Source organism: Rhodococcus sp. NPDC058505 (assembly GCF_042720095.1).
In the GTDB taxonomy this organism is placed as follows: domain Bacteria; phylum Actinomycetota; class Actinomycetes; order Mycobacteriales; family Mycobacteriaceae; genus Rhodococcus_G.
Map to the genome: position 1 here is coordinate 135,004 of NZ_JBHXNB010000005.1, position 17,111 is coordinate 152,114.

The following is a 17,111-nucleotide window of genomic DNA, read 5'->3' on the forward strand; positions in this document are numbered from 1 at the left end:
GCTGTCAGGGGAGGGTGAGGACGATCTTGCCGACGGTGTCGGCGGAGTCCAGCAGCTCGTGCGCGGCGGCGGCCTCGGTGATCGGCAGCTCCGCGTGCACCACCGGGCGAACGGTGCCGTCCGCGATCAGCGGCCACAGCGACCGCGTCACCTCGGCGACGATCTCCGCCTTGCTCGACCGACCGGTCTCCGGGCGGCCGCGCAGGCCGGTCGCGAACACCCGGCCCCGCTTGGCGATCAACTTCCCGAGGTTCAGGTCCCCGATCGCGCCGCCCTGCATGCCGATCACGCAGAGCTGCCCGTCCTTGGCGAGCGCGTCGACGTTGCGGTCCAGGTACTTGGCGCCCATGTTGTCGAGGATCAGGTCGGCGCCGCGCTGCGGGGTGTCGCGGACCGCGGCGACGAAGTCGTCCTCGCGGTAGTTGACGGTCAGCGTCGCGCCGAGGTCGCGGCAGGCGGCGAGCTTGTGCTCGGAGCCTGCGGTGACGGCGACGGTGGCGCCGAGCGCGCCGGCGACCTGGATGGCGTGGGTGCCGATGCCCCCGCCGCCGCCGTGGATGAGCACCAGCTGCCCGGAGTGCATCCCCCCGATCATCACCAGGTTCGACCACACCGTGCAGGCGACCTCCGGCAGCGACGCCGCAGCGACCAGGTCAAGGCCGTCGGGCACCGGAAGTACCTGCGTGGCCGGGACAACCACCTGCTGCGCGTAGCCGCCGCCGGCCAGCAGCGCGCACACCCGGTCGCCGACCCGCCAGTCCGTCACGCCCTCCCCGACCGCGGCGACCGTGCCGGAGCACTCGAGCCCCAGGATCTCGCTCTCGCCTGGCGGCGGCGGATACAGCCCGCGGCGCTGCAGCACGTCCGCGCGGTTGACGGCGGTGGCGGCGACGTCGACGAGCACCCGGCCGGGGCCGGGGGACAGGTCGGGAACTTCGGACCAGGCGAGAACCTCGGGCCCGCCGGGAGCGGTGACGGTGATCGCATGCATGGCTCGACGCTAGCGAACACGCCGGGGCGGTGGCGACAGTACCGGCGGACACACCGGTTACCGTCTCGCCGTGACCTACTTCGGCAACATGCAGAACGAGATCTACTTCGCTGGCCTCGGCGGGACGGTCCCCACGCTGCCGATGACGGCGGCCGGGCTCGAGGACCTGGCCCGGGAGCGGTTGTCTCCGGAGGCATTCGGCTACATCGCGGGCAGCGCGTCCACCGAACGCACGGCGGCGGCGAACCTGGCCGCGTTCGACCGGCATTCGATCGTGCCGCGGATGTTGCGGGGCACCGCATCCGCCGACGCCCGGGACCTCGGTGTCGAGGTGCTCGGGACGCGGCTCGCGGCACCCGTGCTCACCGCGCCGGTCGGGGTGCTTGAGCTGGTGCACCCGGACGCCGAGGCGGCGGTCGGGGCGGTGGCGGCGGAACTCGGTGTCGGGTCGGTGCTCTCGACGGCGGCGTCCACTCCGATCGAGACGGTCGCGCAGGTGTCCGGCGACGCCTGGTGGTACCAGCTGTACTGGCCGTCGGACGACGAGGTGGCCGAGTCGCTGGTGCGGCGCGCGACCGCGGCGGGTGCGAAGGCGCTCGTGGTCACCGCCGACACGCCCGGGATGGGTTGGCGGCCGCGCGATCTCGAGCTGGGTCACCTGCCGTTCCTGCGCGCCAAGGGGATCGCGAACTACCTGTCCGACCCGGTGTTCCGGTCCCGGCTGGCGACCCCGCCGGAGGAGAGCGTCGAGGCCATGCAGATGGCCGTGCTGACCTGGGTGTCGATGTTCGGCAACCACTCGATCCGGGCGAACGACATTGCGCGCCTGCGGGAGTGGACAGATCTCCCGATCGCGGTGAAGGGGGTCGTGCATCCCGACGACGCGCGCGCGGTCGTCGACGCCGGCGCGTCCGGTGTGGTGGTCAGCAACCACGGCGGACGCCAGGTCGACGGTGCGATCGCGGCACTCGACGCGCTCCCCGACGTCGCGGCGGCGGTGGGGGAGCGGGCCACCGTGCTGCTCGACTCCGGGATCCGCAGCGGCGCCGACGTCGTCAAGGCCCTTGCGCTGGGGGCGGACGCGGTCCTGTACGGGCGACCGTGGGTGTACGGGCTGGGACTCGCAGGCGCGGACGGTGTGCGGCACGCGCTCCGGATGCTGCTCGCCGACCTGGACGTGACCCTCGGCCTCGCCGGGTTCGCGTCGGTCGCCGAACTGGATGCGTCGATCCTGCGCAGCATCTGATCGGAGGTTGGTCACTAGACTGGCGAGGTGGCAACAGAGATCGCAGACGCAACCGACGCGGCGCCCCGGTGGCTGAACGCGGCGGAGATGCGGGCGTGGCGAGGGTTCATCGAGGGCAGCCAGCGCCTAATGGAGGTGCTGGGCCGAGAACTGCAGTCCGGGCACGGGATTTCCCTGGCCGACTACCGGATCCTCGTGATGCTGTCGGAGTCCCCGGACGGGTCGGTGCGGATGAGCGAACTCGCCGACGGGGTGCTCTCGTCTCGCAGCAGACTGACCCATCAGGTGCGGCGGCTGGAGACGGAAAACCTGGTCACCCGCAGCACCTGCGTCGAGGACGGTCGCGGCGTCCTTGCCCTGATCACCGACGCCGGGCGCGCGAAGCTCGCCGAGGCGGCGCCGACCCACGTGCGCGGGGTCCGCGGGTATCTGATCGACCTGCTCGACGCCGATGAACTGGCCGGGATGGCGACGGTGTTCGACAAGGTCGACGGGGCGCTCGACACCCGGCCCGGCGCCTGACCGGCGCCGAGTTGGTCCCGCGGTGCTCCCGGCGGTTAGGATTCGCCACGGAAGCGTGGCAGAGCGGCCGAATGCACTCGCCTTGAAAGCGAGCGTGGCGTTAAACCCACCGGGGGTTCAAATCCCTCCGCTTCCGCCGAACGCCCCCACCCGGATCGGGTGGGGGCGTTGTCGTGCGGAGGTGGCGCCCCGCGGTGTCGGTGCCCGCTGCCACACTGGGGCCCGGCAGCGTGGCCGCGTCGAACATCGGAGGAGCGAGATGCGCAAGGTTCCTGGCGGCTGGGTGGGTGCCGCGGTGGTGTTGGTGCTGCTGGTGACCTTCTGGGCGCTGATCGTCGGCACCGTGCTGGTCGGGATCGCGGCGTGGGGCACCTACAAGCTGGTCGGGATCGGGCTCGCGCGGCGGCGTGATCGGCTGACCGGGCAGCGTGCGACCGCGTCCGGGCTGGCGGCGCGTGCCCAGATTCAGCACGAGCAGTACCTGGCCGGCGACGCGCGCGGCGTGTACGGGGAGTACCAGCCGGTGCCGCTCCGATGATCGGGGTGACGGCCGGAACGCGGTGGGCGGTGATCGCGGCGATCGCGATTGCCGGTGTCGTCGCCGTCCGCTGGCTGCGGGCCGGTGCCGCGATGAACTCGGCCGACTGGGCGACCGCCGATCCGATCGGTCCGGACGACCTCGCCGGCTAGCTATCCGGGTGTGTTCAGGTACGTCTCGATGGCCTGCTGGGCCTTCGGGTTGCCGTTGCCGATGCCCACCGCGGCACCGATCGCGGCACCGGTGGGGGCGCCGATCATGCAGCCGGCGAGGCTGCCCGGGAACATCGACACGCAGCCGATGCCGAGTCCGACGGCGGCGCCGATCGCGGTGCCCGCCGCGCCGCCCTGCGCCCACCCCATGCCCAGTTCGGCGAGCATGTTGTCGAGGGCCTGCTGTTTGGTCAGCGGCGGGGGCGGGGCGGGGTCGGCGTGCGCGGTCCCCGTGCCGACGAACATCGCCCCGGCAACGAGAGCCGTGGCCGACATCTTCGTGATCAGCTTCATCGCGATCCCACCTTGCGGACGAAGAGACGAGTCGGGACCGACTGTAGCCCCGCGGACCGACTTTCGTCGGGTGAACGCCCGCGCGCGTCCTCGATCAGGACGCCGCCCGCAGCACCATGCCGCCGAACTCGACGACATACTCGTTTGAGGACTCGTCGAAGCGCGCGGAGTAGGTGGTGGGGTAGTACCCACTCTTCGCGTAGGCCTCGGGCTGCCTGATCTGCTGCTCGACGCTCTGCCTCGTCAACATCCAGTCGCGCGTCATCATCGGTTCCATGAATGTGTATGCACCGTCCCATGATCCGGCGATCAGCACCTGCTGGAAGTCGAAGCCGGGCCCGATCCTGTCGGTGCTGTCGAACCAGTGCATTCCCATGTCGGGCACCGTGTTCAGCACGGCGGGGCCGGGTGCCGGTGCGTACCCGGCAGGCATGTAACGCGCAGGCGGAACATTCGACGCGCGCGGGATGAAATCGAGTCGCATCGGGGTGATCTCGCCGACCGCGGCGGAATCGATCATGTAGAAGTGCATGTCGAAATGGGGTTTGGTGAAGACGCCCGCCGGTTCGTGCCCGTGCGGGTTCCAGTCGACCGTCAGATGGTCGAACACCGTCTCCGGCGCGTCCTGCGGCAGCGCGAGCCGGAACACCTGCATCGGGACGTCCGCCGCGGAGGTCAGCCCGTCGAGCGCGGCCGCGGTCATCCGGATGCCGGTGGCGGTCGGCGTGCCGTCCCCGCCGACCGTGACGTACGAGTGGGCCGACCCGTCGCCGATGGTCACCGTTGGTCCGTCCCGGGTGTCGCCTGCGGCCGCGGCGTCGGGAGCGAGCGCGCACACCCCACCCACGACCAGGGACGCGGAGGCGGCGAGGGCGAGACCGGTGGAGCGGAGGCGACGCTGAATCCGCATGAGGCACCTCGTTCACGCAGGTGATGGGCGACACGATGATAGCCCGCTTTGCGCTGGTGGATTCCCGCGAGCGGATCGACCGGGTCCCGCCGCCGGGCGCCCGACGGGCGCTCGTGTCGCGCTGCGCGGGGCGCCGGTCGTCGGATACCGTGGCCGCGGCGGCTCGTCCGCAACCCGGCGGGGGCGCCGCACGAGGTGGGCCCATGAAGCTTCTCGTGACGCTGGCACTGTCCGCGGCCCTCTGCGGCCTGATCACCCCCGTGTCCGGTGCCGCGCCGCAGGCGTCGCCCGGGCAGCAGTCCGCGACCGTCGATCGAGTCACGATGCTCACCGACCGGCGTGCCGCGGTATTCGTGCGGTCGCCGTCGATGCGGGAGATCATCCAGGTCCAGGTGCTGCTGCCGCCGCAGGGCACCGGTCCGCGGCCCACCCTCTACCTGCTCGACGGCGCGGGCGGTGGTGAGGAGTCGAACTACCGGGAGAGCACCTGGACCCAGAAGACCGATGCCGTCGCCTTCTTCGCCGACAAGCCGGTCAACGTGGTGCTGCCGGTCGGCGGCACCGGGAGCTACTACACCAATTGGCTGCGGCCCGATCCGACGCTCGGTGTCGACGAATGGGAGACGTTCCTGACCCGGGAACTGCCACCGATCATCGAGGCCCGATTCGCGGGCAACGGCGTCAACGCGATCGCGGGCCTGTCGATGGGCGCACACGCCGCGCTGAACCTCGCCACCCGCCATCCGGCGATGTTCGCGGGGGTGGCGGCCTTCAGTGGATGCCCGGACAACAGCCAGTCGAACTCGCGGCTGTCGGTGCGGGCCACCGTGGCCTGGAAGGGCGGCGACGCCGACAACATGTGGGGGCCCGAGGGCGACCCGGCGTGGGCGGCGAACGATCCGATGCGCAATGCGGATGCCTTGCGGGGCAAGGCCGTCTACCTCTCCACCGGCAACGGGGTGATCGGCCCGCTGGACGACCCCAGCACCGTGGACGGGCTGAGCGCGATCACGCTCGGTGCCGCGTTGGAGGCCGCCGCGCTGCAGTGCACCCGACTGTTCGACGCCCGGCTGCGGCAGCTCGGCATCCCCGCGACCGTCCGCTACCGCGACACCGGAACGCACTCGTGGCCCTACTGGCAGCTGGACCTGCACGACGCCTGGCCGACGCTGGCCCGCGCACTGCGGGTGTGACCACGACCGGCCGGTCAGTCCTGCGCTGCCTTCCGGATCGCGAGGCCGGTGCCGGTCGCGAAGGCGAGGAAGGCGTCGTTCTCGACGGGGTCGCCGATGGTCACCCGGACGCCGTCGCCGGCGAACGGTCGCAGCACGACACCCTCGCTGATGCTGCCCTCCGCGAACTCCGTCGTGCAGGCGCCGAGCGGCAGCCACAGGAAGTTCGCGTTCGACGGGGGCACCTCGTACCCGGCCGCGAGCAGCGCGTCCCGCACCCGCGTCCGCTCGGCGACCACCGCATCGGTGCGGGCCAGCAGCGCGTCCTCGACCGCGAGCGAGGCGATGGCCGCGGTCTGCGCGATCGAACTGACCGCGAACGGCAGGTGCACCTTGCTCAGCGCCGCCACGATCTCGGGGTCGCCGACGGCGTATCCGACGCGGATTCCGGCCAGGCCGTACGCCTTGGAGAAGGTGCGCAGGACAACGACGTTGGGTCGGCCCTCGGCGAGGGCGACACCGTTGACGGCGGTCCCGTCCGCGCCGGGACGCATGTATTCGTAGTAGGCCTCGTCGAGGACGACGAGGATGTCGCCGGGGACCGCGTCGAGGAATCGTTCCAGGGCGGCCGCGGCGACGACCGTCCCGGTCGGGTTGTTCGGGTTGCACACGAAGATCAGCCGCGTGCGGTCGGTGATCGCGGCGAGCATCGCGTCGAGGTCGTGGACGTGGTCCGCGGTCAGCGGAACGCCGACCGGGGTCGCACCGACGACCTGCGCGAGCACCGGGTACACCTCGAAGGCGCGCCACCCGAACATCACCTCGTCGCCGGGGCCCGCGGTGATCTGGACCAGTTCCTGGCACAGGCTGACCGAGCCGCAGCCGGTCGCGATCCGGTCGGCGTCGACCCCGAGTTTGTTCGCCAGCGCGTCCCGCAGTGCCACCGATCCGTTGTCGGGGTAGCGGTTGGCGCCAGCGGCCGCCTCGGCGATCGCGGCCACCACGCCGGGAAGCGGTCCGGCGGTGACCTCGTTGCTCGCCAGCTTGTACGCGCCCGGGTAGCTGCGGCCGGGGGTGTAGGGGCTGATGGCGGCGAGGTCGGGGCGGATGCGTGCGTTCACAACGAACCATTATGCGCGGAGAGGCCTGCTCGGACGTCGGACTGCCGAATTCGGTCCGGCTCGCGGTCGGCGACCAGCGGGAACGGCGGATTCACCAGCCGTTTTGCAGAATCGAGCGGACCCTGTGTAATCTTTCGTCCCGGCGGTTCGAAAGGACCTGAGCCTAGGAAGCGTGCCAGAGCGGCCGAATGGGACTCACTGCTAATGAGTTGTCCTCCTTACAGGGGACCGGAGGTTCAAATCCTCTCGCTTCCGCCACGTCGGTTCGCCGACACCGTCGATCTTTGGATCGGCACAACTGAAGACATGCGCCCGTAGCTCAACGGATAGAGCATCTGACTACGGATCAGAAGGTTAGGGGTTCGAATCCCTTCGGGCGCACCAAGGAAAGCCCCGCGTCGGCACTGCCGGCGCGGGGCTTTTCCGATCCGCCGGGGGATCGGTCGCGCCCGAACGGGCGGTTACCGGAACATCGGCCGAGAGCCGCGCTCGGCATCCGCCCGTTCGATGTCCGTCCGGGTCACCAGCTGCAGCCGCAGATCCCGGTCAGCGACTGCACCTGGAAGCACTCGCCGCAGGTCGTGAGCAGCTCGCGGCGCCTGCTGAGGTCGCGTTTCTGGGCCTTCGCGCGGGCCTGCACCACGCTCGGGGCGAGCGTCGCGACGCCACCGTCGACGGGCAGGTCCACCGCGCCGAAGTGTCGATAGCACCGCAGTCGTTCCTCGGCGGCATGCAGCTCGAGGTCGTCGGCCGCGATGCCGTACGTCGCGAGCACGGCCTTCGCGTAGCCCTCGCCGACGGTGCCGTTGACGCTGACGCACAGCGCGGACAGCAACGGTTCGCCGCGTGCCGCGCAGTCCGCCCCGACCCGGCTGAGGGTCTTGCCGATCCAGTTCTGCAGAAGGTTGCGGGTCCGCACCCCGGACCGCTCCTGGATCTCGTCGGCGAGTTCCTGATAACTGAGGGTGCGCTGGTAGGTGCCGGCCACTTCGATCAGGACGCGGCGGGCCTCGGCGGACCAGATCTCCTGATTGTCGGGCATCGATAACCTCCTGGGGCTGAAATCCGATCAGCCCCATTCTGTGACCGATGTGTTATCGAATGCGCAGGTTTCGCTGTTCCCGACCACGACGGACGCCCGTGCTCCACAATGTTCGGCCGGCACGCTGGCGGTGGCCTCGGCTGCTGAACCGCGTTGCGTCGCTTACCGTAGACAGGTGACCACTCCTGCGCAGGGCGCCGACACCGTTTGGCCCGCGGTCCTCACCTGGCGGGCGCACCACGCGCCCCGGATGGAATCGGTGCGAGTGCAGTTGGTGGGCAACCGGATCAAGGCGTCCGGCCGGATCATCGGCGGTCACTGCGACGAGCATCCCGCGTTCAGCGCGTCCTACGATCTCGTCACCGATGAGGCGGGTGTGACTCGCAGGCTGTCCCTGCGGACCAGCCTCGCGACCGGGGAACGGCACGTCTCGATCAGCCGGGACGCCGAGGGCTACTGGATGGTCGAGGACGGCAGCAGTCACCACCGGTCCGCGTTCGGCGGGGCGCTCGACGTGGACGTGGTGCTCAGCCCGTTCTTCAACACCCTGCCGATCCGGCGGTTCGGGATGCAGCGCGACTCCGAGGACGTCCAGGTTCCGGTCGTGTACGTGTACCTGCCCGACCTGAGCGTGCGGCCCGCGGACCTGACCTACAGCTCCGGCCCCGACGGCATCCACGTGCTCTCGCCGGTGTCCAGCTCGTCGATCACCGTCGACCCCGACGGATTCATCCTCGACTATCCGGGCCTCGCCGAACGCATCTGAGCGGCTCCGCCCGTGAGTCCTTTTGGCCCGCACGCGGACCAGAAGGACTCACAGTGCGCGGAGCGCGCCACCCCGGCGACCCGCCTCCCGCAGGGCCTCCGCCCAGCCGGGGGCGCCGATCTCGATGCCGGTGATGTCCCAGCGGTCCAGGTCGTCGTGACGCTGCCGGGCCCGGTACCCGGCCTCGACGAGGGTCTCGGTGCTCCCCGACTCCGCCAGCGCCCGGCGCGCCTCGGTCAGCAGCGCCAGCGCCTCGTCGAGCGCCACCGTCAACGCCGGGGCGTTGGCCTCGCACATCGCCCGGACCAACGCGGGTGCGGTGCCCGCGACCCGGGTGCCGTCCCGGTACGACCCCGCGGCAAGGGCCAACGCCAGATCGCCACCGGCCGCGGCGGTCACGGCCAGCGCCTCGGCCAGCAGGTGCGGCAGGTGCGAGATCCGGGCGACCGCGGAGTCGTGCTCGGCGGCGCAGGCGGGCACGACCACGGACCCACAGTCCAGGGCGAGGCGCGCGACCCGCGTCCACGCGTCCGGGGCGGTGTCGTCCTCGGCGGCGACCACCCACGCCGCCCCGTCGAACAGGCCAGGGAACCCGGCCGACCATCCGGACTCCGCGGTCCCGGCCATCGGGTGCCCGCCCGCGAACCGCGCGGCGAGGCCGTGCCTGCGGACGGCAGCAAGGACCGAGCCCTTGACGCTGATCACGTCGGTGAGCGTGCAGGCGGGCGCGTGCGCGGCGACCTGCGTCAGGACGCCGTCGAGGGCGGGTTCGGGGACGGCGATCACCACGATCGCGTCGGTGTCCGCGGCGCGGATCAGCGCCGCCCGCAGGTCGGTGCCCGCGTCGAAACCGTCGGCGCGGGCCTCGTCGGCCGGGCCTGCGGATCGGTTCCACCCCCACGCCTGCCGTCCCGCTGCGACGGCGGCCCGCAGCAGCGATCCGCCGATCAGTCCGAGGCCGAGCACACACACCGGGGTAGCAGTCGATTCAGCGGACACTCGCCTAGGTTGGCACATTTGCCCGCTGAACTTCATGTAGGGGCCGAACGCGGACTACGGTTGCCGCATGGCTGCTCAGCGCGCGGGGAACAACGCCCCCTCGGACCAGTTCGAAGACCTCGACGGCTTCGGTGTTGCAGTGGTGCTCGACGACGGGAAGTGGAAGTGCACGGCCCTCACCGGGGCGGCGCTCGCGAGCCTGGAGCAGGCCGAGAAGGAACTGCTCGCCATGCGCGCCTCGGGTGCGGTGTTCGGTCTCCTCGATGTCGACGAGGAGTTCTTCGTGATCCTGCGGCCCGCCCCGACCGGGACCCGGCTGCTGTTGTCCGATGCGACGATGGCCCTCGACTACGACATCGCCGCCGATGTGCTGGAGGCGCTGAACATCGAGACCCCCGACGTCGACCCGGACGATCTCGACGACATCGAGCCGTGGGAGGAGGGCGACCTCGGCGTCCTGTCCGATCTCGGCCTGCCCGAGCCGGTGCTCGGGGTGATCCTCGCGGAAACCGACCTGTACCCCGATGAGCAGTTGTCGATGATCGCGCAGCGGCTCGGGTTCGGCTCGGAGCTGTCCGCGGTTCTCGACGCCGCTTCCCGGTAGTGACGCTGCCGCTCGCCCGCGACGAGGCGATGGTGCGGGCCGCGATCGAGGCGGCGGGTGCCGCGGACGCCGCGGATGTTCCGGTGGGGGCGGTGGTCTTCGACGCCGACGGGGTGGAGCTCGCGCGGGCCGCGAACGCGCGGGAGGCGGCCGGGGACCCGACCGCGCACGCGGAGATCGTGGCGCTGCGGCGGGCGGCGAAGGTGCACGGCGACGGCTGGCGTCTGGAGGGCGCGACGCTGGCGGTGACCCTGGAACCGTGCACGATGTGCGCGGGCGCGTTGGTGCTCGCGCGGGTGTCCCGGGTGGTGTTCGGGGCGTGGGAACCGAAGACCGGCGCGGTCGGGTCGCTGTGGGATGTGGTCCGCGACCGCAGGCTCACCCACCGCCCGCAGGTCCGCGGCGGTGTCCTGGAAGCGGAGTGCGCGGCCCTGCTCGACGACTTCTTCCGGACCCGCCGCTGACCGGGTCGCTCACGGTGGCAGGAGCCCCGACACCAGGGCGTCGATGATCTCGTCCGTCGGGGTGTCGGGCATCAGGGGAGTGGTCAGCCGCTCGAGAAGTAGGCCGTCGACGGCGTAGTGGAACAGCGCGATTTCCCGCGCGCCGCCCGGCAGCCCGGCCGCGGTGTTGAACGCGACATCCGCCTCGAATCCGGTTCGGCCCCAAGCGGACATCATTGCCGCGACCTCGGGTCGTCGGCTGCTTTCCAGTCGGAGCTCGAACAGCGCGAGCGTCACCTCGCGATTCTCGGTGAGCCGCCGGACGATGTCCCGGACATAGTCGGCGAACAGTTCGCGGCTCGGCTCGCGGTCGGCCAGCGTTGCCAGGGCCTCGGCGCCGGGGATCAGTCGTTCGCCGATCCGTTCCACGAGGCCGGCGATGAGGGCGTCCCGGCTGCGGAAGTAGTTCGATGCGGTGCCCAGCGGGACGCCCGCCGCACGATCGACCGCCCGGTGGGTGAGGCCCCGGGCGCCCTCGGCGGCGAGGACGGTCAGGCCCGCGTCGGCGAGCAGCTGCCGACGTTCGTCATTGCGTGCCATGCGACGAATCCTAGCGCAACCACGACACCTGTTGTATGTTCGTGGCAACCACAACAACTGCAGTGATTGGAGTCCGGCATGCGTGAACTCGTGTACTACGTCGCCGCGAGCCTCGACGGCTACATCGCGGGCCCCGACGGTCGATACGACGCATTTCTGATGGAGGGCGACCACATGGCCGACCTCGCCCGGTTCGCCGACGCCATCCCCACCGACGGTGCCGCGCACCTCGGAATTCCCCAGCCGGGCACCCGATTCGACACCGTGCTGATGGGGTGGAACACCTATGCGGGCGGCGCGGCCGAAGGCGCGACCAGCCCGTATCGGCACCTGCGCCAGATCGTGTTCTCGCGCAGCAACCACGCCGATGCAGAGAACCTGGAGGTCGCCGCCGCCGACCCGGTGGAACTGGTGCGTGAACTGAGGCGCACGGACGGCGCGGACATCTGGCTGTGTGGCGGCGGCGCACTGGCCGGTGCGCTCGTCGACGAGATCGACAGACTGATCGTGAAGCGTCACCCGGTGCTCTTCGGTGCCGGTGTCCCGCTCTTCGGTGGGGTCGCGTATCGGCCCGCGGTGTTCGACGTGGTGGACACCCGGACGTTCTCCTCGGGCGTCGAGGTGGTCGAGTACGTGCCGCGAAGGGCCTCGGCGACTTCGCCTGTTTCTGCAGGTTGAGGCACGATTTCGTTCCCGCGGGGGCATTCGGGTACTGTTTCCCGCGGTGGCGTGTCCGAGCGGCCGAAGGTGCAGCACTCGAAATGCTGTGTACGGTAACCCCGTACCGAGGGTTCAAATCCCTCCGCCACCGCCAAGGCTCCCCAGCTGTGTACGCAGGTGGGGAGCTTTTTTCGTGCGGGTGTCCCCGTCTCGGCGCGGTGGACCGGCCATTCTGGTAACCATGGTGGCCGTGAACAAGGCCTCGATCGTGATTCCCCTCGCCGGTGCTGCGCTGCTGGCTCTCGCCGGATGCTCGTCGGACGAGTCGTCCGGTGCCACCGAGGACGGCTTGCGGGCCGCGCTCGACGCCCAGTACGCGAACCTGCAGCAGGGCGACTGGGCCGCCGATTACGACAACCTGTCCGCGCGCTGCCAGGAGAAGTTCGGGCGGGAGGAATACACCGAGGCGGCGGCGACGGCGTACGCGGGCCGGGACTTCTCCGGCCCGCAGCAGGTCGAGATCACGATGGACGGTGACTCGGCGACCGTCGTCGCGACCTCGTTCGACGGCAAGGGCAACAAGGCGCCGATGACGTGGACCTACCTCGACGGCGAATGGCGATTCGACAGCTGCTGACCCACCGCGAGTGCGTCGCCCGGAGTGCCGTGCGACGCACCCCGGGCGCGGCCGGTTCCCCTGGGGATCGCCGCCTGTGGACGGCCGATTCCCCGCCCCGATCAGCGCTAGCGTGCGGCTGAGCACAGCGGAGTGCCGGAGGGGGTAGCCGATGTCGGGGGAGATGAGCGTCGACGTCGCGGCGGTGGAGACGCTGGCGGCGGCGTTGGCCGTCGCGGCGGGCCGGACGGCGGGCGGTGACCCCGCGGCGCCGATCGCGGCCGCGGCGGCGGCGTTGCCCGGGTCGGACACCGCGGCCGTGCTGGTGTCGCTGTCCGTGGGCCTGTCCGGTGCGGTCGGGGATGCCGCCGCGCGGCTCCAGGAGATGGCCGCCACCGCACGACGGTCCGCGGCCGGATACCTCGCCGCCGACGATGCGACGGCGGCCCGGCTGCGCGGCGAACTCTGATGCGTCCCACCCTCACCCAACTGCGCGCCTGGACCCCGGAGGCGCTGACCGGGCATGCCGCCGTTCTTACCGCGCTGAGCGAGCACCACCTCGCGAGCGTCGCCTGCGCGGATGCCCGGGTTCGGGACGTCGCGTGGACCGGGGTCGCCGCCGTCGCCGCGGCGGAGCGGTCGGATCGAGAAGTCGCCGCGTCGAAGGCGTTGTCCGCGCACCTCGACGCCGTCGCCGGGGCGCTGCGGGAGGCCGCGCACCGGGTCGGTGCCGCCCGCGCCGCGGCGCTCGCCCTCGCGGACGAGGCGGTCGACCGGTTCGGGCTGCGCGTCACCGACTCCGGGCGGGTCGCCGCGCCGGCGACGTCCCGGCTCGGCAGCCTGCTCGTCACCGTCCTGATGCGGGTCGCGCTCGCCGAGCTGGCCCGGATCCAGGACGCCAGGTTGGCGGCGGCACTCGATGCGGTGGACGCCGCCGACCGCGCGGCAGCGACGGCGCTCCGTGGCGTGGACCATGCATCGGTCCCGCCGGGCGATGCGTCCCCCGAAGACAATTCGCGCTATTGGCGGCGGCTGACTCCGGCACAGCGCGGTGCCGTGCTCGCCGAGCATCCGGACTGGATCGGCAACCGTGACGGCATCCCGGCGGCGGTCCGTGACACCGCGAACCGGGCGGTGCTGGAGGCCGACCGGCGCGGCCTCGCCGACCGCATCGAGGAGATTCGGGCGGCGGGCCGGTACCGGGATCCCCTCGGTGGCGCCAGCTGGTGGGCCCGGGCCGAGGTGTCGGCGGCGCGGGCCCGTCTCGACGAGATCGACTCCGTGGCACGGGCTCTCGACGACCCGGAGCGACGACTGCTCGTCTATCGCGGCGGCGCAGAGGTGCGCGCCGCGGTCGCGGTCGGCGATGTCGACCGCGCCGACCACGTCGCGGTGTTCACGCCGGGCGTGAACTCCACCGTCGGGGGCGACCTCGGGAGGTACGCCGATGCCCTGACCCGGGTGCGGGCGAGCGGTGCCAGGCAGCTCGGCGCAGTCGGCCGCGACGAGTCCGTCGCAACGGTCGTGTGGATGGATTATCGTGCGCCGCAACTGGACCCGGCGGAGCCGTTCGATGCGCTGCGGGATGCGGTGGTCGACCTCGCGGGTGGTGCCGCGGCTCGGTCGGGGGCCGAGTCGCTGGCGTCCTTCCTGCGCGGCCTCACCGCGGCGCGGTCCGGGGAGATGCACCTGACCGCGGTCGGCCACTCCTACGGATCGACGGTCACCGGGTTGGCGCTGCAACACGGACCGGCAGGCGTCGACGACGCGGTGTTCCTCGGCTCGCCCGGCGTCGGCGCCGACGACGTCACCGACCTCGGGCTCGCGCCGGGTCGGGTGTTCGCCGCGGACGCCCCCGGCGACCTGATCGCCGACCTCGGCGTCTACGGCGCCGACCCGGACACGCTCGCCGGCGTCACCGTCCTGCCCACCGCCGCCCGCGACTCGCTCACCGGCGTGACGGGCCACAGCGGGTACCTCGATTCGGGCAGTGCCAGCCTCGACAACGTCGCCGCCGTCGTCGCCGGACTACCCGGATGAGGCGGCCTTGCCGGTTTCATACCTGGATGGTAGGAATTTGCGTTGGCGACGGGTCCGACGAGGGGTGGGTGGCGTGCACATCAGCGCGAAGGTCGACTACGCGGTGCGCACCCTCGTCGAGATCGCCGCCGCGGACACCACACCGGTCAAGGCCGAGCACCTGGCAGGCGCCCAGTCCATTCCCCACAAGTTCCTTGAAGCCGTTCTCGGCGACCTGCGCCGCGCAGGCCTGGTGCACAGCCGCCGCGGCCCCGACGGGGGCTACTGGCTGGCCCGGCCCGCGGCGGACATCGCGGTCGCGGACGTGATCCGCGCCGTCGAGGGACCCCTCGCCTCCGTGCGCGGGGACCGCCCCGAGGAGGTCACCTACGGCGGCGCCGCCGCGCCGCTCCGGGACGTATGGATCGCGGTCCGGGTGAACCTGCGTGCCGTGCTCGAGGCCGTCACCGTCGCCGACATCGCCGCGGGCGACCTGCCCGCGTTTGTCGCCGACCTGACCGCCGACCCGCAGGCGTGGCACCGCCGCTGACCGTCCCGCCCGCGCGCCCGCCCGACGACAAACGAGCAGGTTGGTAGCCTCTTTCGATATGTTGTACTCACTGCTGCGGACATACCTGCGGCCGTACCGGGCCGCCCTCGCGGGTGTGATCGTCCTGCAGTTGATCTCCACGATGGCATCGCTGTACCTGCCGAGCCTGAACGCCGACATCATCGACAAGGGCGTCACCAAGGGCGACACCGGTGTGGTGCTGTCCACCGGCGGCATCATGCTGCTCATCACCTGCCTGCAGATCGCCTGCAGCATCGGCGCCGTGTATTTCGGCGCCCGCGCCGCGATGGGGCTCGGCCGTGACCTGCGCGCCGCCGTCATGTACAAGGTCGGCGACTTCTCGTCCAGGGAGGTCGGCTTCTTCGGCGCGCCGTCGCTGATCACCCGCAACACCAACGATGTCCAGCAGGTGCAGATGGTGGTGGTGATCTCCTGCACCATCCTGGTCGCCGCGCCGATCATGTGCATCGGCGGCATCGTCATGTCGATCCGGCAGTCCCAGGGCCTGGCATGGGTGCTCGCGGCGGCGGTGCCCGCGCTGGCGCTGACGATGTTCCTGGTGATCCGGAAGATGATCCCGCAGTTCCGGTCCATGCAGGTGCGGATCGATGCGATCAACCGGGTGCTGCGCGAGCAGATCACCGGGATCCGGGTGGTCCGCGCGTTCGTCCGGGAGCGGTACGAGGTGGAACGCTTCGGGGAGGCCAACGACTCGCTCGTGTCGGTCGCGCTGCGGGTCGGGCGGCTGATGGCGTTCATGGCGCCCGCGGTCATGCTGATCGCGAACCTCACCAGCATCTCGGTGCTGTGGTTCGGCGCCCACCTGATCGACGACGGGAAGATGGAGATCGGCGCGCTGACGGCGGTGCTGTCCTACATCATGCAGATCCTGATGTCGGTGATGATGGTGACGGTGATGACCGTGCTGCTGCCGCGCGCCTCGGTGTGCGCCGAACGGATCAGCGAGGTCCTCGACACCGAGCCGTCCGTCCGGGAACCGGACTGGACCCTCGACTCCTGGCGGGAGCGGGGCATCGTCGAGATGCGCGACGCGTCGTTCGCGTTCCCCGGCGCCGACGAACCGGTCCTGCGCAACATCACCTTCCTCGCCGAACCGGGCATGACCACCGCGATCATCGGCGGCACCGGGTCCGGCAAGTCGACGCTGCTCAACCTGATCCCGCGGCTGATCGACGTCACCGACGGCCAGGTGCGGGTGGGGGGCGCGGACGTCCGGTCCATCGACCCGGACCGGCTGCGGGGCTCGATCGGTCTGGTGCCGCAGAAGCCGTTCCTGTTCTCCGGCACCATCGCGACCAACCTGCGCTACGGCAACCCCGACGCCACCGACGCCCAACTGTGGCGCTCCCTGGAGATCGCGCAGGCCGCGGACTTCGTGCGGGCCGCACCCGACGGGCTCGACACCCCCGTCGCGCAGGGCGGAACCAACCTGTCCGGCGGCCAGCGTCAGCGCATCGCGATCGCCCGCGCCCTCGTCCGCAGCGCCGAGATCTACCTGTTCGACGACTCCTTCTCGGCGCTCGACCTCGGCACCGATGCCCGGCTGCGGGCGGCGCTGCGCCCGGTCACCCGCGACTCCTGCCTGATCCTCGTCGCGCAGCGGGTCTCGACGATCATCGACGCGGACCAGATCCTGGTGCTCGACGACGGCCGCATCGTCGGTGCGGGCAGGCACGATCAACTCCTCGAGAGTTGCCCCACCTACGCGGAGATCGTCGCCTCCCAGTTCACCGCCCAGGAGGCGTCGTGAGTGCAGCGCAGGCC

Annotated in this window: 21 protein-coding genes and 4 tRNA genes; 18 read left to right on the plus strand and 7 right to left on the minus strand. The window is 71.2% G+C overall.

The features are described from left to right. Positions 1 to 4 precede the first annotated feature (4 nt). Entirely contained in the window at positions 5 to 991 is a 987-nt protein-coding gene (locus ACFWPA_RS06005) for an NAD(P)H-quinone oxidoreductase (RefSeq protein WP_378507642.1), read from the minus strand. A gap of 88 nt (positions 992 to 1,079) precedes the next feature. Here ACFWPA_RS06005 and ACFWPA_RS06010 point away from each other — a divergent pair, with 88 nt between their 5' ends. The 5 genes from ACFWPA_RS06010 (at position 1,080) to ACFWPA_RS06030 (ending at position 3,449) form a co-directional block, all read left to right on the plus strand. After that, a complete protein-coding gene (locus tag ACFWPA_RS06010) occupies positions 1,080 to 2,237 on the plus strand; it encodes an alpha-hydroxy-acid oxidizing protein (RefSeq protein WP_378507743.1) in 1,158 nt (385 codons plus the stop codon). A gap of 87 nt (positions 2,238 to 2,324) precedes the next feature. Then, positions 2,325 to 2,759 (plus strand): MarR family winged helix-turn-helix transcriptional regulator, encoded by a 435-nt coding sequence (locus ACFWPA_RS06015; RefSeq protein WP_378507744.1) that lies wholly within the window; start codon positions 2,325 to 2,327, stop codon positions 2,757 to 2,759. Positions 2,760 to 2,808: 49 nt separating this feature from the next. Next, a tRNA-Ser gene (locus ACFWPA_RS06020) sits at positions 2,809 to 2,895 on the plus strand. 123 nt (positions 2,896 to 3,018) lie between these two features. Continuing rightward, a complete protein-coding gene (locus ACFWPA_RS06025) occupies positions 3,019 to 3,297 on the plus strand; it encodes a hypothetical protein (RefSeq protein WP_378569830.1) in 279 nt (92 codons plus the stop codon). A 5-nt stretch (positions 3,298 to 3,302) separates the two neighbouring features. Further along, the gene (locus tag ACFWPA_RS06030) at positions 3,303 to 3,449 is read left to right on the plus strand and encodes a hypothetical protein (protein WP_378569831.1); all 147 of its coding nucleotides are present in this window, start codon (positions 3,303 to 3,305) and stop codon (positions 3,447 to 3,449) included. On the opposite strand, the gene ACFWPA_RS06035 is transcribed toward ACFWPA_RS06030, so the two are convergent. Together ACFWPA_RS06035 and ACFWPA_RS06040 are read right to left on the minus strand one after the other, a co-directional pair. After that, positions 3,450 to 3,803, minus strand: coding sequence for a hypothetical protein (locus ACFWPA_RS06035; protein WP_378507645.1), 354 nt, complete (start codon positions 3,801 to 3,803; stop codon positions 3,450 to 3,452). It abuts the gene before it with no gap. 94 nt (positions 3,804 to 3,897) lie between these two features. Next, positions 3,898 to 4,713, minus strand: coding sequence for a DUF5602 domain-containing protein (locus tag ACFWPA_RS06040; RefSeq protein WP_378569832.1), 816 nt, complete (start codon positions 4,711 to 4,713; stop codon positions 3,898 to 3,900). A 203-nt stretch (positions 4,714 to 4,916) separates the two neighbouring features. Here ACFWPA_RS06040 and ACFWPA_RS06045 point away from each other — a divergent pair, with 203 nt between their 5' ends. Then, positions 4,917 to 5,906: an alpha/beta hydrolase gene (locus ACFWPA_RS06045; RefSeq protein ID WP_378569833.1), complete on the plus strand. Its 990-nt coding sequence runs from the start codon at positions 4,917 to 4,919 to the stop codon at positions 5,904 to 5,906. A 14-nt stretch (positions 5,907 to 5,920) separates the two neighbouring features. On the opposite strand, the gene hisC is transcribed toward ACFWPA_RS06045, so the two are convergent. Next, positions 5,921 to 7,006 (minus strand): histidinol-phosphate transaminase, encoded by a 1,086-nt coding sequence (hisC, locus tag ACFWPA_RS06050; protein WP_378569834.1) that lies wholly within the window; start codon positions 7,004 to 7,006, stop codon positions 5,921 to 5,923. A 166-nt stretch (positions 7,007 to 7,172) separates the two neighbouring features. On the opposite strand from hisC, the gene ACFWPA_RS06055 reads away from it, so the two are divergent. Together ACFWPA_RS06055 and ACFWPA_RS06060 are read left to right on the plus strand one after the other, a co-directional pair. Then, positions 7,173 to 7,264: transfer RNA gene (locus ACFWPA_RS06055), tRNA-Ser, on the plus strand. Positions 7,265 to 7,314: 50 nt separating this feature from the next. After that, a tRNA-Arg gene (locus ACFWPA_RS06060) sits at positions 7,315 to 7,390 on the plus strand. A gap of 136 nt (positions 7,391 to 7,526) precedes the next feature. On the opposite strand, the gene ACFWPA_RS06065 is transcribed toward ACFWPA_RS06060, so the two are convergent. Further along, positions 7,527 to 8,048: a hypothetical protein gene (locus tag ACFWPA_RS06065; protein ID WP_378507649.1), complete on the minus strand. Its 522-nt coding sequence runs from the start codon at positions 8,046 to 8,048 to the stop codon at positions 7,527 to 7,529. Between the two features lie 175 nt (positions 8,049 to 8,223). On the opposite strand from ACFWPA_RS06065, the gene ACFWPA_RS06070 reads away from it, so the two are divergent. Next, the gene (locus tag ACFWPA_RS06070; protein WP_378507650.1) at positions 8,224 to 8,814 is read left to right on the plus strand and encodes a putative glycolipid-binding domain-containing protein; all 591 of its coding nucleotides are present in this window, start codon (positions 8,224 to 8,226) and stop codon (positions 8,812 to 8,814) included. Between the two features lie 48 nt (positions 8,815 to 8,862). Here ACFWPA_RS06070 and ACFWPA_RS06075 read toward each other — a convergent pair whose 3' ends face one another. Next, complete coding sequence (locus tag ACFWPA_RS06075) at positions 8,863 to 9,831, minus strand: prephenate dehydrogenase (RefSeq protein ID WP_378507651.1); 969 nt, start codon at positions 9,829 to 9,831, stop codon at positions 8,863 to 8,865. 49 nt (positions 9,832 to 9,880) lie between these two features. On the opposite strand from ACFWPA_RS06075, the gene ACFWPA_RS06080 reads away from it, so the two are divergent. Continuing rightward, positions 9,881 to 10,417 carry a tRNA adenosine deaminase-associated protein gene (locus ACFWPA_RS06080; protein WP_378507652.1) on the plus strand — a complete coding sequence of 179 codons (537 nt, stop codon included), beginning with the start codon at positions 9,881 to 9,883 and terminating at the stop codon, positions 10,415 to 10,417. 5 nt (positions 10,418 to 10,422) lie between these two features. Then, entirely contained in the window at positions 10,423 to 10,881 is a 459-nt protein-coding gene (locus ACFWPA_RS06085; protein ID WP_378569871.1) for a nucleoside deaminase, read from the plus strand. A gap of 9 nt (positions 10,882 to 10,890) precedes the next feature. Here ACFWPA_RS06085 and ACFWPA_RS06090 read toward each other — a convergent pair whose 3' ends face one another. Then, on the minus strand, positions 10,891 to 11,460 hold the full coding sequence (locus ACFWPA_RS06090; protein ID WP_378507653.1) for a TetR/AcrR family transcriptional regulator: 570 nt from the start codon (positions 11,458 to 11,460) through the stop codon (positions 10,891 to 10,893). Between the two features lie 78 nt (positions 11,461 to 11,538). Between ACFWPA_RS06090 and ACFWPA_RS06095 the strand changes: the two genes are divergently transcribed. The 7 genes from ACFWPA_RS06095 to ACFWPA_RS06125 all read left to right on the plus strand — a co-directional run bounded on the left by ACFWPA_RS06095 (position 11,539) and on the right by ACFWPA_RS06125 (position 17,097). After that, entirely contained in the window at positions 11,539 to 12,138 is a 600-nt protein-coding gene (locus ACFWPA_RS06095; RefSeq protein ID WP_378507654.1) for a dihydrofolate reductase family protein, read from the plus strand. Between the two features lie 45 nt (positions 12,139 to 12,183). Further along, positions 12,184 to 12,274, plus strand: a tRNA-Ser gene (locus ACFWPA_RS06100). Positions 12,275 to 12,361: 87 nt separating this feature from the next. Beyond that, the gene (locus tag ACFWPA_RS06105; protein WP_378507655.1) at positions 12,362 to 12,757 is read left to right on the plus strand and encodes a hypothetical protein; all 396 of its coding nucleotides are present in this window, start codon (positions 12,362 to 12,364) and stop codon (positions 12,755 to 12,757) included. Between the two features lie 151 nt (positions 12,758 to 12,908). Then, positions 12,909 to 13,205, plus strand: coding sequence for a hypothetical protein (locus tag ACFWPA_RS06110; protein WP_378569835.1), 297 nt, complete (start codon positions 12,909 to 12,911; stop codon positions 13,203 to 13,205). Further along, positions 13,205 to 14,776: an alpha/beta hydrolase gene (locus ACFWPA_RS06115; RefSeq protein WP_378507657.1), complete on the plus strand. Its 1,572-nt coding sequence runs from the start codon at positions 13,205 to 13,207 to the stop codon at positions 14,774 to 14,776. Before ACFWPA_RS06110 ends, ACFWPA_RS06115 begins: the two co-directional genes overlap by 1 nt. A gap of 73 nt (positions 14,777 to 14,849) precedes the next feature. After that, positions 14,850 to 15,305, plus strand: a complete 456-nt coding sequence (locus ACFWPA_RS06120) for an RrF2 family transcriptional regulator (RefSeq protein WP_378507658.1) — start codon at positions 14,850 to 14,852, stop codon at positions 15,303 to 15,305. Positions 15,306 to 15,363: 58 nt separating this feature from the next. Beyond that, entirely contained in the window at positions 15,364 to 17,097 is a 1,734-nt protein-coding gene (locus tag ACFWPA_RS06125) for an ABC transporter ATP-binding protein (protein ID WP_378507659.1), read from the plus strand. Positions 17,098 to 17,111: the final 14 nt, after the last annotated feature.